Origin of the sequence: Clostridium luticellarii, assembly GCF_002995845.1 — a bacterium.
Taxonomy (GTDB): Bacteria; Bacillota; Clostridia; order Clostridiales; family Clostridiaceae; genus Clostridium_B; species Clostridium_B luticellarii.
This window is the reverse complement of record NZ_PVXP01000005.1, coordinates 38,639-55,102: the sequence shown is the minus strand read 5'-3', so window position 1 is coordinate 55,102 and position 16,464 is coordinate 38,639. Positions and strand designations below refer to the sequence as shown.

At 38.1% G+C, this 16,464-nt stretch carries 12 protein-coding genes; all 12 read left to right on the top strand.

What is annotated here, in order from left to right; genetic code table 11:
- Position 1 precedes the first annotated feature (1 nt).
- The 12 genes from uvrB (at position 2) to CLLU_RS03290 (ending at position 16,425) form a co-directional block, all read left to right on the top strand.
- Positions 2–1,993, top strand: a complete 1,992-nt coding sequence (gene uvrB / locus CLLU_RS03345) for an excinuclease ABC subunit UvrB (protein ID WP_106008165.1) — start codon at positions 2–4, stop codon at positions 1,991–1,993.
- Positions 1,994–2,023: 30 nt separating this feature from the next.
- Positions 2,024–4,846, top strand: coding sequence for an excinuclease ABC subunit UvrA (uvrA, locus tag CLLU_RS03340; protein ID WP_106008164.1), 2,823 nt, complete (start codon positions 2,024–2,026; stop codon positions 4,844–4,846).
- Positions 4,847–4,915: 69 nt separating this feature from the next.
- Positions 4,916–5,356: an FHA domain-containing protein gene (locus CLLU_RS03335; RefSeq protein ID WP_106008163.1), complete on the top strand. Its 441-nt coding sequence runs from the start codon at positions 4,916–4,918 to the stop codon at positions 5,354–5,356.
- Positions 5,357–5,406: 50 nt separating this feature from the next.
- Complete coding sequence (locus tag CLLU_RS03330) at positions 5,407–6,609, top strand: FtsW/RodA/SpoVE family cell cycle protein (RefSeq protein ID WP_106008162.1); 1,203 nt, start codon at positions 5,407–5,409, stop codon at positions 6,607–6,609.
- 4 nt (positions 6,610–6,613) lie between these two features.
- Positions 6,614–8,041, top strand: a complete 1,428-nt coding sequence (locus CLLU_RS03325; protein ID WP_106008161.1) for a peptidoglycan D,D-transpeptidase FtsI family protein — start codon at positions 6,614–6,616, stop codon at positions 8,039–8,041.
- A gap of 190 nt (positions 8,042–8,231) precedes the next feature.
- A complete protein-coding gene (locus CLLU_RS03320) occupies positions 8,232–8,840 on the top strand; it encodes a metal-dependent hydrolase (RefSeq protein WP_106008160.1) in 609 nt (202 codons plus the stop codon).
- A 16-nt stretch (positions 8,841–8,856) separates the two neighbouring features.
- The gene (gene uvrC / locus CLLU_RS03315) at positions 8,857–10,734 is read left to right on the top strand and encodes an excinuclease ABC subunit UvrC (protein ID WP_106008159.1); all 1,878 of its coding nucleotides are present in this window, start codon (positions 8,857–8,859) and stop codon (positions 10,732–10,734) included.
- Between the two features lie 111 nt (positions 10,735–10,845).
- Positions 10,846–11,760, top strand: a complete 915-nt coding sequence (gene murB, locus CLLU_RS03310; RefSeq protein WP_106008158.1) for a UDP-N-acetylmuramate dehydrogenase — start codon at positions 10,846–10,848, stop codon at positions 11,758–11,760.
- A 171-nt stretch (positions 11,761–11,931) separates the two neighbouring features.
- A complete protein-coding gene (gene rapZ, locus CLLU_RS03305; protein ID WP_106008157.1) occupies positions 11,932–12,819 on the top strand; it encodes an RNase adapter RapZ in 888 nt (295 codons plus the stop codon).
- Entirely contained in the window at positions 12,816–14,144 is a 1,329-nt protein-coding gene (locus CLLU_RS03300) for a gluconeogenesis factor YvcK family protein (RefSeq protein ID WP_106008156.1), read from the top strand. The genes rapZ and CLLU_RS03300 overlap by 4 nt, the downstream gene beginning before the upstream one ends.
- A gap of 14 nt (positions 14,145–14,158) precedes the next feature.
- Positions 14,159–15,109, top strand: coding sequence for a DNA-binding protein WhiA (gene whiA / locus CLLU_RS03295; protein WP_106008155.1), 951 nt, complete (start codon positions 14,159–14,161; stop codon positions 15,107–15,109).
- 11 nt (positions 15,110–15,120) lie between these two features.
- A complete protein-coding gene (locus tag CLLU_RS03290) occupies positions 15,121–16,425 on the top strand; it encodes a DRTGG domain-containing protein (RefSeq protein ID WP_106008154.1) in 1,305 nt (434 codons plus the stop codon).
- Positions 16,426–16,464 lie beyond the last annotated feature (39 nt).

The window sequence follows — 16,464 nt, the reverse complement described above, 5'->3', positions numbered from 1 at the left end:
GATGGGAAAATTTAAAATACATTCTAAATTTAAACCTACAGGTGATCAACCGAAAGCAATAGATGCTATAACAAAAGGTATTTTAGAAAAGGATAGATTTCAGACACTGCTTGGTGTAACTGGTTCAGGAAAGACTTTTACCATGGCGAATATAATAGAAAAGGTACAAAAACCCACTCTTGTACTTGCCCACAACAAGACTCTGGCATCACAGCTGTGCTCGGAATTCAGGGAATTTTTTCCTGAAAACAGCGTGGAGTACTTTGTCTCCTATTATGATTACTATCAGCCGGAAGCATATATACCTCAGACGGATACTTACATAGAAAAAGATGCATCCATAAATGATGAGATAGACAAATTAAGACACTCCGCCACCTCTGCTCTTCTGGAGAGAAGGGATGTGGTTGTCGTGGCCTCAGTATCCTGTATTTATGGACTTGGTAATCCAGAAGAATACAAGAAACTGACATTGTCCTTAAGACCAGGTATGATAAAGAACAGGGATGATGTGTTGAAAAAGTTAGTGGAAATTCAATATGAGAGAAATGATATAAATTTTGTGAGGGGAACTTTTAGAGTAAAGGGGGATATAGTGGATATATTTCCTGCTTCCTCCACGGATCATGGAATAAGAGTGGAATTTTTCGGAGATGAAGTTGACAAAATAAGAGAATTTGATGTGCTTACAGGAAAAACTATTGGAGTCAGAAATCATGTCTCCATATTTCCGGCATCCCACTTTGCCACTTCCAGGGAAAGGCTGGAGGCAGCCATAAATAAAATAGAAGAGGAGCTTGAAGACAGACTCCAGGAACTTACCTCCCAGGATAAGCTGCTTGAAGCTCAGAGGTTAAAGCAGAGGACCAATTTTGACATAGAGATGATGCGTGAAGTTGGATACTGCAGCGGAATTGAAAATTATTCCAGAATATTGGACGGCAGGTCAAAAGGAAGTCCTCCTCAAACTTTAATAGATTATTTTCCCGAAGATTTTTTACTTTTTATAGATGAGAGTCATGTGACACTCCCTCAGGTAAAGGCCATGTATGCGGGGGACAGATCCCGAAAGGACTCTCTTGTTCAATATGGATTCAGGCTTCCATCTGCGTATGACAACAGGCCTCTTAAGTTTCAGGAATTTGAGAAAAAAATAAATCAGGTGGTATTTGTAAGTGCTACTCCCTCGGATTATGAGCTGGAGCATTCACAAAATGTAGTTGAGCAGATATTGAGACCTACCGGGCTTTTGGATCCGGAGATTATAGTAAAACCTATTAAAGGACAGATAGATGATCTTTACAATAGCATAAAGGAAACTTCCGCCGCAGGTTTTAGAACTCTTGTTACAACTCTTACAAAGAAGATGGCGGAGGATTTGACAGATTATTTTAAAAATATGGATATAAAGGCCAGGTATTTACATTCGGATATATCAACTATAGACAGAATGAAAATAATAAGGGATTTAAGAAAAGGTGAATTTGATGTTCTGGTGGGTATCAATCTTTTAAGAGAAGGACTTGATATACCTGAAGTGGCATTGGTCGCCATACTGGATGCCGATAAGGAAGGATTTTTAAGATCGGAGAGATCGCTTATACAGACCATAGGCAGAGCTGCGAGAAATTCTGAAAGCAAAGTTATAATGTATGGGGACAACATTACCAATTCCATGAACAAGGCTATAAGCGAGACAAAGAGGAGAAGAAAAATACAAATGGCCTATAATGAAGAAAATGGCATCACTCCTACAACTATACACAAGGATATAAGAGAAGTCATAGAATCAACCATGGTTTTGGAGGAAAAAGAGGAATACAGCAGTTTAAAGGAAGCTGTAAAGGCAGATAATGAAAAAATAGATGAACTCATAAAGACCCATGAAAAACAGATGAGGGCGGCAGCTAAAGAGCTTAGATTCGAAGAAGCTGCTAAACTGAGGGATATAATAACATCACTTAAGAAACAGAAGAATAAGAAACCTGTGTAAAGTCAATCAAAATACTAAGGAGTTAAATCAATGAGAGATAGCATAGTGATAAAAGGCGCCAAAGTGCATAATTTGAAAAATGTCAGCTTAACTATACCAAGAGACAAATTGATAGTTTTTACCGGCCTTTCAGGATCGGGAAAATCCTCATTGGCCTTTGATACTTTATATGCAGAGGGTCAGAGAAGATATGTGGAGTCATTGTCTGCCTATGCCAGGCAGTTTTTAGGCCAGATGGATAAACCGGATGTAGAATATATTGAAGGTTTATCTCCTGCCATATCCATAGATCAGAAGACAACCAGCAGGAACCCCCGTTCCACTGTGGGGACTGTTACTGAGATATATGATTATTTGAGACTTTTATATGCCCGTATAGGTGTGCCCCACTGCCCAAAATGCGGCAAGGAAATAACACAGCAGACGGTGGATCAAATGGTGGATAGAATTATGACTCTGCCTGAAAAGACTAGAATACAGATACTTTCTCCCATAGTAAAGGCTCGAAAGGGAGAACATGTAAAAGTACTGAATAATATAATAAAAAATGGATATGTAAGAGCGAGAATTGATGGTACTGTAGTGGATTTGGAAGATGAAGAAGTAAAGCTGGAAAAAAATAAAAAACATACTATTGAAGTGGTTGTAGACAGATTGATTATCAAGAGTGAAATAAGAGGACGGCTGGCAGGTTCTATAGAGACTGCCCTCAAATTGTCAGAGGGTGTGGTTATAATAAATGTTTTAGATGGAAAGGATATGCTTTTCAGTGAAAAATTTGCATGCCCTGACTGTGGCATAAGTATAGGGGAAATTACTCCAAGAACTTTTTCCTTTAATTCACCTTTTGGAAAATGTGATACCTGTGATGGAATTGGAACATTACTTGAGATAGACGAGGATCTGGTTATACCTGACAAGAAAAAAAGTATATTGGAAGGAGCTGTAATGCCCTGGGGAGAAGGGAGCTTAAAGGAAGATTCCTGGACCTTCAGCATACTTAAAGCCCTTTCGAGAAAATATAGATTTAAATTGGACACTCCTGTGGAAAAACTTAGTCCGAAGGTTTTGGACGTACTTTTATATGGACTCAGGGGAGAGAAGGTAAGGGTTAGATATAAAAAGGAAAATAGAGTGATGGAATTCAATCATTCCTTTGAAGGAGTAGTGAATAATCTAAAGAGAAGGTATATGGAGACAAATTCCGACTATATAAAGAGAGAAATAGAAAATTACATGAGTGACAACCCATGTCCCACATGCAGGGGAGCCCGATTGAATCCAGCTGCACTGTCCGTTACAGTTGGCGGAAAGAATATATTTGAGTTCTCCAGTATGTCCATAAAAGATGAACTGAAATTTTTCAAAGAAATAAAGCTGTCAGAGAAGGATAAGATTATAAGCGAGCAGGTAGTTAAGGAGATAAGCAGCAGACTTCAATTTTTAATAGATGTGGGACTTGATTATTTGACCCTTTCGAGGACAGCGGGAACTCTGTCCGGAGGGGAAGCTCAGAGGATAAGACTTGCCACGCAGATAGGCTCCGGACTGGTAGGCGTACTCTACATACTGGATGAACCCAGTATAGGACTCCATCAGAGAGACAATGACAGGCTTATTGCCACGCTTAAGCATCTTAGGGATCTTGGAAACACTCTGGTGGTGGTGGAGCATGATGAGGACACTATGAGGCAGGCAGACTTTATAGTGGATATAGGACCTGGAGCAGGAGAGCATGGTGGAGAAGTAGTTGCAGCAGGACCGATTTCGGATATTATGAAGTGTGAAAGATCCATAACAGGACAGTATCTGACAGGCAGGAAGAAAATAGAAGTTCCTGAGCAGAGAAGAAAGGGCAACGGTAAATTCATAAAAGTGATAGGAGCCGGGCAGAATAATTTAAAAAATATAGATGTGGATTTCCCGCTGGGTATATTTAACTGTGTCACCGGGGTATCCGGTTCGGGAAAAAGTACTTTGGTAAATGAAATACTTTATAAAGCCCTGCATAAGAAGCTGAACAATTCAAAAGATAATCCGGGAGCATATGACAGCATTCTCGGCATAGAGAATATAGATAAAATTATAAATATAGATCAAAGTCCCATAGGAAGGACTCCAAGATCGAATCCCGCTACTTATACAGGAGTATTTGATATAATAAGAGAGGTGTTTTCAAATACGGCGGAGGCTAAAATGAGAGGGTATAAACCTGGAAGATTTAGTTTCAATGTAAAGGGCGGCAGATGTGAGGCCTGCAGCGGTGACGGAATAATAAAAATAGAGATGCAGTTTTTATCAGACGTATATGTTCCCTGTGAGGTATGTAAAGGGAAGAGATATAACAGGGAGACACTTCAAGTAAAGTACAAAAACAAAAATATTGATGATGTGCTCAATATGACGGTGGAAGAAGCATTGAAGTTCTTTGAAAATATACCCAGGATAAAAAATAAATTACAGACACTGCTGGATGTGGGTCTGGGATATATTAAACTCGGCCAGCCTTCTACCCAGCTTTCAGGAGGAGAAGCTCAGAGAATCAAATTGGCTTATGAGCTGTCTAAAAGAAGTACTGGGAGAACTCTGTACATACTTGATGAGCCTACTACAGGACTTCACATAGATGATGTGAGCAAGCTTATAAATATACTTCAGAGAATTGTAGATGTAGGAAATACGGTGGTGGTCATAGAACACAATTTAGATGTTATAAAGTGTGCAGATTATATCATTGATCTTGGACCTGAAGGCGGGGAAAAAGGTGGTATTGTGGTTTGTACTGGCAGTCCGGAACAAATAGCTGAAAATAAAAACTCCTATACAGGACAATATTTAAAAGAAATGTTATAATCTATATAAAGGCTAGCATAGGTGCACTTGTGATGCTAGTCTTTATATGTGTTAAGGAGGATACTTTAAATGGACCTGAGTAGATTGAGTATGATTTTTAAAATCGTAATCATAGGTATAGTTTATATTATAATATTTTGGGCACTTAAAATAATGTACAAAGATATAAAAGTGGGAAGCAGAACGGCTAGAAGAACGGATAGAAAATCCTTTGGACTTGAAGTGATAAATCCAGGCAACAATTCAAATCTTAGAAAGGGAGCCGTAATTCCGGTCAGGAGGGAAATAACCGTGGGCAGAAAGAACGACAATCAGCTTATATTGGAAGATCCTTATGCATCAGGACATCATGCCAGAATATATATAAAAAATGGGAAGGACTGTATATTGGAGGATTTGGAAAGTACCAATGGAACTCTTTTAAATGGAAAGAAACTTAGGGGAAAACACTATCTGAATTCCGGGGATGAAGTTAGAATAGGAAATACATCTTTTAAAGTCATAGGGTGATTTTAATTTATATATCATAAAATTACTGTAATAGGTGGGTGGTGAAAGCATTGGACTCTAGTAAGGACGAAAAAAAATTATTGAAATATACATATCTTTTATGCTTTGTGTGTTTTTTCAATCTGGCAATAATAAAACAGCCTTTTGACAAGGGTGCCATGATAATGGCACTGGTAATTTGCCTGCTCATAGGATATTCTTATTTTGTAATAAGAAAATTTTTTTCCGATGGAGATAAATATATATTTATTTTTTCCAGCATACTGGCAGTCATAGGTATGGTGATGCTGTATAGAATAGATATGACAGTTGCAATCAGGCAGATAATTTGGTTTGCAATAGGTGTTACAGGATTTATACTCATTGTGGTATTAATGCCTGATACCAGCAGATTCAGCAAATATAAATACATATATCTGGTGTTCACGCTTATATTTATGGGGATGGGCACCTTTATGGGAATTGAATTAAATGGTTCCAAAAACTGGGTTGATCTGGGTGGATTTCAATTTCAGCCTTCGGAATTTGGAAAATTGTTTTTAGTGGCATATCTGGCTGCAGATTTAAAGGATTATAAAAATTTCAAAAATCTTATAATACCTGCACTGGCAGTAATGATGTCCCTTGGGTTCATGGTGATACAAAAAGATTTGGGATCCGCCCTTATATTTTTTGGGATAGCCATAACCATGCTCTATATAGCGACTTCAAAATTTAAATATGTCATAGTTTGCTTTCTGCTGTTTGCTGCAGGAGCCGTTCTCAGTTATAAATTGTTCGGTCATGTGAGAACCAGGGTCATGATATGGAGAAACCCCTGGCCCTATGCAAATGATCAGAGCTATCAGGTTGTTCAATCCATGTTTTCCATAGCATCCGGGGGACTTACAGGAACAGGACTTGGGCTTGGTCATCCGGAGTATGTACCTATAAATACTACGGATTTTATATTCGCAGTGCTCTGTGAGGAACTGGGGATATTGATTGGCTTTGCCATAATAATATTGTATTTTTTATTGTTTTACAGGTGTATGAGAGCTGCAGTATACGGCAATGACGAGTTTTCCAGGCTTTTGGCTGTGGGGTATAGTGCCATGATTGCTTCACAAGTACTGGTTATAGTAGGCGGCGTCATGAATGCAATTCCACTTACAGGTATAACGCTGCCTCTTGTGAGCAGGGGCGGAAGCTCCATGTTGATAACCTTTTTTTCACTTGGAATAATCCAGAAGATATCAGAAGAGGGTAGGTAGCAGAATGAATAACATATTGAGTAATATAAAGAAAGTGATGTTGGTTTTTTTAATATGTTTTATAGCACTTATTTCCTATATGACTTACTTCGAGATTCTAACAGGTCCCCAGATAGTAAACAGTACTTACAACAGAAGACTCTGGATAAAAAGGAACGAGGTGCTGAGGGGAACCATATATGACAGAAATGGAAATGCACTTACTAAAAGTGAACCTATAAATGCAGAAACTCAAAAGAGAGAGTATACAGGAGGACCAATGTTTGCCCATGTACTTGGATATGTGGATATTAAATACGGTATTACGGGCCTTGAGAGGAAATATGATGAGGAATTGATGTCCTCAAATATTCAGGATAGTATAAAGAGTTTTATTTTAAATAAAGGAAAAGTTCAAAAAAAGGTGGGGTACAGCTTAAAGACCACTCTGGATTTAGACACCCAGCAGAGAGCTTATGATCTGCTGGGCGACAACAGAGGTGCGGTTGTGGCTTTAAATCCTAAGACAGGGGAAGTAATAGCCATGGTGTCAAAGCCTTCCTTTGATCCGAATAATCTTCAGAATACCTGGAAACAGCTGAATGAAGACAGCACGAGACCACTTTTAAACAGAGCTACAGCTGGTCTGTACCCGCCAGGATCCACTTTTAAAACTGTGACGGCCATAAGTGCTCTGGAGAATATACCTGGAGTTCAAAATAGATCTTTTCAGGATACAGGAGAGCTTCCCATTGGAGGCGGGTATACTCTCCATAATTATGCAGGTGAGGTTCTGGGAACCATTGATTTTAAAAGTGCCTATACTCACTCCAGCAATGTATATTTTGGAAGCCTGGGGCTTGAACTGGGAAATGACAAGCTTAAGCAGACTGCGGAAAAATTGTTTTTCAACAAGGAAATTCCAACAGACGGCATACCGGTAGAACCCAGCAAGTTTCCATCCCTGAAATCTTATGAAAAAGGGAGCATAGCCCAAAGTGCCATAGGACAGAGCAGTGATTTGGCAAGTCCGCTTCAAATGGCGGTGATTACCAGTACTATAGCCAATGGAGGAGTACTGATGAAACCGCATTTGGTGAGTGATGTACTCACAAATACAGGAGAAGAGGTAAAGAGCATACAATCGGAACAGGTAGGACAGGTAATTTCTGCAGATACCGCAAATACCATGAGGGATCTTATGAAATCCGTGGTGGAGTCAGGAACAGGAGTTAATGCTTCTGTGGAAGGAATAGATGTAGCCGGAAAGACGGGAACAGCAGATAATGAAGCCATGGGAAAAAATTCTGTGCCTCATTCCTGGTTTATAGGTTTTGCACCTTATGAAGATCCGCAGATAGCTGTGGCGGTAATTGTAGAAAACGGAGGCCAGGGCGGTAAATTGGCTGCTTCTATAGCTTCAGAGGTTATAAGAACAGCACTTAGGAAATAATTGACGATTAATAATTAACAATTGTTAATTGTCCATTGTAAATTGTCAATTGAATAAATTTCCCGGGAAATTTATGCGTTAAAATAGAAAATTGCCCCGAATTTAATGTTATAATATAGTCAATATAGAGGTCATTGAAATTAGAAGGAAGAAAATTGTCTAATATTATAACAGCTGAGAAGGGAAAAATATGAAGGGTAAGACTCATGCAGGCATGGGGATAGTTACTTATTTGTCCATTTACAACATGCTTCCGGAAAAATTTAATTATATAGGAGTGCTGTTAGTGGCATTTGCATCCATACTTCCGGATGTAGATCATCCCAAAAGCATGATAAACAAGTATATTCTTCCTTTTAAGAATAAATTTACAAAGGTTGTACTATATGGCTGCACCGGCATTCTTCTCATATGGTATGATTATCTGTATACAGATACGCCTATAATAAAGGCTGTTGGAATATCGCTTATCATAATAGCGGTATCTACCCATAGAAGCGGATTGACCCACAGCTTCACAGGCATGATAATGTTCTCTTTTATTGTGGGATATCTGGGGAATATGTACAATCTGCACTATCTGGTGTATTATTTTATGATAGGGTATGGAATGCATTTGTTCTGCGACATGTTTACAAATAGGGGAATAGCTTTGTTTTATCCCTTTGAAAACAGGAAATTCAAATTCCCGCTTACTTACAGAAGCAATTCTAAAATTGGTTCTGCTATAGAAGGACTTTTGATGGTATTCGGGATTTTATTTACCATATACAGGCTTCCGGTTATATTTTATAGATAGTTTTAGGAGTGATCTAGTGTTTGACTTTCAATATCAATTAAAGGTATTGCCAGATAGACCCGGGGTGTACTTGATGAAAAATTCCCTGGGAGAAATTATATATGTAGGTAAGGCAAAAATCTTGAAAAACAGGGTTAGACAATATTTTCAGAGTTCCAGAAATCATTCTGAAAAAGTGAAGGCCATGGTAAGCCATATTTCTGAATTTGAATACATTGTAACTGATTCGGAGATGGAAGCACTTATCCTGGAATGTAATTTGATAAAAAAGTACAGACCACATTATAATATACTGCTGAAGGATGATAAAAGGTATCCATTTTTGAAGATAACTGTAAATGAGGATTTCCCCAGAATAATATATGCCAGAATTGTGGCCAGGGATGGGGCAAAATATTTTGGACCCTATATAAGTTCTTCTTCTGTATATGAAACCATGGAGATTATAAAAAAGATATTTCCAATAAGAACCTGCAGGTTTTCCATAAAGGAAAACGGTAAAAGAACAAGACCCTGCCTGAATTACTATATAGGGCTCTGTAAAGCTCCCTGTGGAGGACATATAAGCAAGGAAAAATACAGGGATATAGTGAATGGAGTAATAGACTTTTTATCCGGGAAAAACAAGGATATAATCAAAAATTTGGAGAACGAAATGAATTCTGCGTCGGAAAATCTTGAATTTGAAAAAGCCGCAGAGCTGAGGGATAAGATATTTGCTGTAAAAAAGGTTATTGAAAAGCAGAAGATAACTACAGTCGGTTTTGAAAATGAAGATTTCATAAACATATATTCTGATGGAAAAGACAGCTGTCTCCAGGTATTTTTCCTGAGATCCGGAAAGATAATCGGCAGAGAGCATTTTATTGTGGAAAATACAGTGGATCTGCCTAAAGGTGAGATAATAGCCAATTTTATAAAGGAGTTTTATGGAGGTACAGCATATATAGGCAAGACCATATATGTTCCTGAAGTGGATGATGTCCACCTGCTGGAGGACTGGCTCGGTATGAAAAAGGGTTCCAGGGTTTATATAAAGACACCTGTCAGAGGTGAGAAAAAGGCCACTCTGGATCTGGTGGGAAAAAATGCAGAGACCACACTTAAGAATTTCAAACTGAAGTTCATTCAGGATAAAAAACTCTATGACACCTCTCTTGAGGAACTCTCTCAGATACTGGAACTTGATGATATTCCCCACAGAATAGAGGCCTATGATATATCAAATATTCAGGGAGTGGATTCCGTGGGTTCCATGGTGGTGTTTGAGAACGGAAGGCCTAAAAACAGTGATTACAGAAGATTTAAGATAAATACTGTAGTGGGAGCCAATGACTATGACAGCATGAGGGAGATAATTAAGAGAAGGTTTCAGCATGGCCTGGAGGAAATAGAGAAGATAAAGGAAAAAAATCTGGAATTAAGTGCAGGAAAATTCTGCATTTTCCCGGATCTTATTCTCATGGATGGAGGAAAAGGGCAGGTAAATGTAGCACTTCAGGTATTGAAAGAGCTCGATATAGATATACCTGTATGTGGAATGGTGAAAGATGACCGACATAGGACAAGAGGACTTATATACTATAATCAAGAGGTAACTATAGGTTACAGGCCAAATCTTCTCAAGCTCATTGCCAGAATACAAGATGAAGTACATAGGTTTGCCATAACCTATCATAGAAGTCTCAGAAACAAGAGAGTACTTCATTCGGTGCTTGAGGACATACCCAATGTGGGAACCGCCAGAAGAAAACAGCTGCTGAAAAAATTTGGAAGCATAGAAAATATAGAAAAGGCAAGTCTGGAAGAACTGGCAGCTACTCCTTCTATAGACAGCCGTACGGCCAAGAGCATAATTTTCTACTTCAAGAAGGAGAAAAATCAATTAAATTGAACTTAATGGGTAGAATGTAATATATATGAATGTATAATTCTTGATTAAGTATTATACATACATTATACTAAATATAATACTTAATTTTAATTTTCGAGGAGAATACTTACAATGAATAAGTTTAAAAGTTTTGCTGTAAATTTAAGAAAAATATTGGATGAAGAGGATATAAAAATAGATGAACCTATGAAATATCATACTTCTTTTAAGGTGGGGGGACCTGTAGATATACTCATTACCCCCAGGAATTTTCAACAGGTGGTAGATGTAATAAAATTGTGCGGGGGAAAAAAAATACCCTTTTATATAATGGGAAATGGTTCCAACTTGCTTGTAAAGGACGGAGGAATAAGAGGCATAATAATTAAACTTATAAAGTTGAATCATATTAAAGTTGAGGGAAACAGGATTACTGCTGGAAGCGGAACATCTCTTAAAGATATCTCCGCTGCAGCTTTGAATAACAGTTTGACGGGACTTGAATTTGCCTGTGGAATTCCCGGAAGTGTAGGGGGAGCGGTTACAATGAATGCAGGAGCCTACAATGGTGAGATTTCCAATGTAATAGAAAGTGCAAAAGTTGTAGACAACTGTGGAGATGTTAGAATACTGAATAAAGAGGAGTTAAAGCTGGGATACAGGATGAGTTCCATATTAATGTATGGGTATACCATTTTGGAAGTGGCATTTAATTTGGAAAAGGGGGAATACCAAAAGATAGAAAACCGTATAGATGATTTAAATAGAAGAAGAAGTGAAAAACAGCCGCTGGAATATGCATCTGCAGGAAGTACTTTTAAAAGGCCGGCGGGCCATTTCGCGGCCAAACTTATAGAAGACAGCGGCTTAAAGGGTGAGAGTGTTGGAGACGCCCAGGTTTCAGAAAAACATTCAGGATTTATAATAAACAGAGGTAATGCTACTGCCAGTGATATTTTGAATTTGATAAAGGTTGTACAGGACAGGGTAAAAGAAAAGTTCAATGTAGATCTTTATACTGAAGTCAGGATTATAGGAGAAGACTAAATACAAAATTTTTTTCGAATAGGTGGAGAATTGGTGCTGGCACTGCATTTGATTCTCCACTTTAGCTATATTTATTCTTCCCATCCATTGTGCTATAATTAAAAAAAGTAAGTTTACATAAGTAGATTTTATACAGTAATGCTGAATATTTGTTGGTGGAGGGATGCGTCCATGAGATTTGTTATAGTTACAGGATTATCCGGAGCTGGGAAAACTCAGGCGGTAAGGAGCTTGGAAGATTTAGGTTTTTTTTGTGTGGATAATCTTCCCCCTACCCTTATACCTAAATTTGCAGAGGCCTGTTATCAAACCGATGGTAAAATAGATAAAATAGCTTTGGTAATAGATATAAGAGGAGGGCAGTTTTTTGATGATATATTTGAAAGCCTGAATTATATAAAAAAAGAAGGATACAAGTATGAAATACTGTTTTTGGATGCTTCAGATGAGGTCCTTGTCAAAAGATTTAAAGAATCCAGAAGAAAGCATCCATTGGCTCCTGACGGGAGAATTTTAAAAGGTATACTTAGGGAGAGAAACAGGCTCAGAGATATAAAAGACAGGGCGGACAACATAATAGATACTTCAAACCTTGCAACAAGAGAACTCAGGGAACAAATAACAAAAATATACTCGGAGGAAGGTCAGATGGAGACCCAACTGATGATAACGGTGCTTTCTTTTGGCTTTAAGTATGGTATACCCGTGGATTCAGACTTGGTGTTTGATGTAAGATTTCTGCCCAATCCCTTCTATATTCCTGAATTAAAAAAATATTCAGGGAAGGATGGGCCTGTGATTGAATATATAATGAGTTTTAAAGAGACAGAGATATTTATAGATAAGCTGGAGGATATGCTGGAATTTTTAATTCCAAATTATCTTAAAGAGGGTAAAAGGCAGCTTATCGTATCTATAGGATGTACTGGCGGAAGGCACCGTTCTGTTACTATTGCCAATGATATCTATAAAAGGCTGAAGGCTAACGGACATAAAGTCAATATAGACCACAGAGATATTGAGGAAGATGTAAATAATAAAGGTGGTAAAAAACTATGAAGATTGTAGATTGGCTCAGGCCCGGTATAAAAGTTAAAAGATGGGTCATGCTTGGAGCCATGGGAGTGTTGTTCATAATATTTGGAGTAATAGAATTTGTAAATAGAAGATTCTACAGTTTTTATTACATCTGCTTTTATATGTTTTTAATTGTATCGGGAATTTTTGTAGTGTATATTTCTATAACCCAGGGAATGCGCTCTATAATAGCCTTGATAAACAAGGGGTATTTAAGTGTATCTCTGGATTCTAAAAAATTGGAAAACCTCATATATGAAAAGCGTCTTTTGGTAAAAGGACCTAAAATTGTAGCTATAGGCGGCGGCACAGGACTTTCAACCATGCTTAGAGGACTCAAGTACTATACTTCGAATATAACCGCGGTAGTAACTGTGGCAGATGACGGCGGCGGTTCCGGAGATCTCAGGGAGGATTTGGGCATGCTCCCGCCGGGTGATATAAGAAATTGTATACTTTCTCTTGCGGATACCGAACCTCTTATGGAGGATTTGCTTCAGTACAGATTCAAGGATGGAAGACTTAAAAATCAGAGTTTTGGGAATCTATTTCTGGCAGCCATGGACGGGATATCGGCAAATTTTGAGGAAGCTGTACATAAGATGAGTTCTGTTCTTGCAGTAACCGGGAAGGTGATGCCTGTCACTCTGGATAATCTGGTTTTAAAGGCAAAGCTGAAGAACGGATCTATTGTGGAAGGCGAATCCAATATTCCAAGAGAGGCCATTGAGCAGAACACCGTTATAGACAGGATATTTATAGAGCCTGGTAATGCAAGGCCTTTGAAGGAAGCAGTAGATGCAATAGCTGAAGCAGATGCTGTAATATTGGGGCCGGGAAGTCTCTATACAAGTATTATTCCTAATCTTTTAGTGAAGGATATAGCAGATGCTGTGCGAAATACCAGTGCCATAAAGCTTTACGTATCGAATATAATGACCCAGCCCGGTGAGACAGATGGATTTTCGGTGGAAGATCATATAAAAGCCATTTTTGATCATGTGGGAAGCGGTATAATGGATTATGTAATTGTGAATGTGGGCAAAATAGACAGTGAGCTGGAAGGAAAATATAAAGAGGAAGAATCCCATCTAGTTAAAATAAATGAGGATGCAATATCCTCACTGGGAGTAAAAGCCATAGAAGGTGATTTTATAAGTGCCCAAAATGGACTCATAAGGCATAATTCTGAAAAATTGGCCTCTATATTGATAGAGACAATTATGGACAAAAAACTTTTATATGACAGAAAAAAGATAATAGAATATTTCTATTTGTCGGAGAGATTGAAGGAAATTAAGAGATAAATGGGAGAACGGATATGTCATTTTCGTTGAAGGTAAAAAATGAAATCAGCAGGTATACGAATATAAGCAGGGAAGAAGCTGCGGCAGAATTGTCTGCAATAATGAAAGTAAGCGGAACTTTGCTTTTAGGGGGGATAGGAAAATTTGGCTTTAAGATAATTACGGAAAATGCATCTACCACAAGATTTCTTTTCAAAATATTAAAGAATAAATTCAATATACATACAAAGATACTGGTAAAAAAGAGCAATTCTCTGAAGAAAAACAATGTATATGAGGTAATTATAACGGAGAATGAGAGTGTGAGATCACTGCTCAAGGAAGTGGGGATTTTAAAGGAGGAAGAAGATGCATTTTCTCTGGATTACAGCATACCCAAAAATATAGTAGCCACTGATTTGCTTAAAAGAGCATATATAAGGGGAGCATTTTTGGGAGGAGGCAGCATCAGCAATCCTGAAAAAACTTATCATCTGGAATTTGTAACTCACAACGATGTATATGCAGAGGATCTAAGCAGTCTTATAAATGAATATGGATTGAATTCCAAGGTAATACAGCGAAAGAACAGCTTTATTGTGTATATTAAAGAAGGAGAACAGATAGTAGATCTTTTAAATATAATAGGGGCTTACTCGGCACTTTTAAAACTGGAAAATATAAGAATAATGAAGGAAATGAGAAATAACGTAAATAGGCTTGTGAATTGTGAAACTGCAAATCTGAGTAAAACTGTAAATGCATCGGTAAGGCAGGCGGAAAGTATAAAACTTATACAGAGGAAAATAGGGTTAAGCAGGCTGCCTAAAAATTTAAGAGAGATTGCAGAGCTTAGATTAAATTATCCAGATGAGTCTCTAAAGGAATTAGGCGAGATGCTGAGCCCAAAAGTGGGAAAGTCAGGAGTAAACCATAGATTGAGAAGAATTGAAAAAATAGCGGGGGAACTTAGGAAAGAAAAGTAGGAGGGGAAGATATGTCTAAGCATGAGGATATAATAAAATATATACTTTCACTGGAAGTTGGCACCAAGATTTCAGTGAGAAGCATAGCCAGTGAACTGGGTGTCAGCGATGGAACGGCATACAGGGCTATAAAAGATTCCGACACCTTGGGTATAGTTACTACTATTCCAAGGGTTGGAACGGTTAGAATAGAAAAAGTTGAAAAGAAAAATATTGAGTCGTTGACCTATGGTGAAGTTATAAACGTGGTGGATGGAAGTCTGCTGGGCGGTAAAAATGGAATACATAAAATGCTTCATAGTTTTATAATAGGCGCAATGACAATAGAAGCCATGAAGCAGTATATAAGAAAGGACTGCCTGGTTATAATAGGAAACAGAGAAGAAGCACAAAAGCTTGCACTTTTAAATGATGCAGGAGTTCTCATAACCGGAGGCTTTGGATGCAGCAATGAAATAAAGGAGCTGGCCAATGAGAAGTGCCTTCCCATAATATCCAGCAGTTATGACACCTTCACTGTGGCAAGTATGATAAACAGGGCTATTTCTGAAAATCTAATAAAGAAGGACATAATTCTGGTAGAGGATATAATGGAAGACAGTCCCTGCTACCTGGAAATTACAGACACGGTGGAGAAATGGAAAAAGATAATGCAGCAGGTCAAGCATGAGAGATATCCCATAGTGGACAGTGATAAAAAGGTAGTTGGGATTGTATCTTTAAAGGATCTGTCAAATCATCATACAGACAGTGATCCGGTGAGTAAAGTAATGCACAAGGATCCCATCACGGTGACGCCTAAAACTACAGTAGCTTATGCAGCTCATATAATGGGATGGGAAGGTATAGAACTTTTCCCTGTAGTAAAAGGTAAAAAACTGAAGGGCGTTATAACCAGAAGAGATGTAATAAAGGCACTTCAGTACATGGCAAGACAGCCACAAGCCGGTGAGACGCTGGAAGATTCCATATTGAAGGAATTTGAGTTCAATATTGAAGATGATGTAGCTCATTTTACGGGAAAGATAACTCCTGAAATGCTGGATCCCATAGGAACTGCTTCCTGGAGCACACTCAATATGCTTCTGTCTACTATGGCGATTATGATTTTGAGACAGAAAAACAAGGCCAATATATTGGTGGACAGTATAAATACCTATTTTATGAATCCAGTGCAGATGGACAGTGATATTAATATATATGTGAATATTATAGATGAGGGTATAAATTACTGCAAGGTGGAAGTAGATATGTTTGACGGGAAGAAGGATATAGTCGGAAAATGCATTTTATCTGCAAGAATGATAAGAAGGTGACCGTCGGTATTTGCTCATGAAGGCAGAGGGAGGTAATGG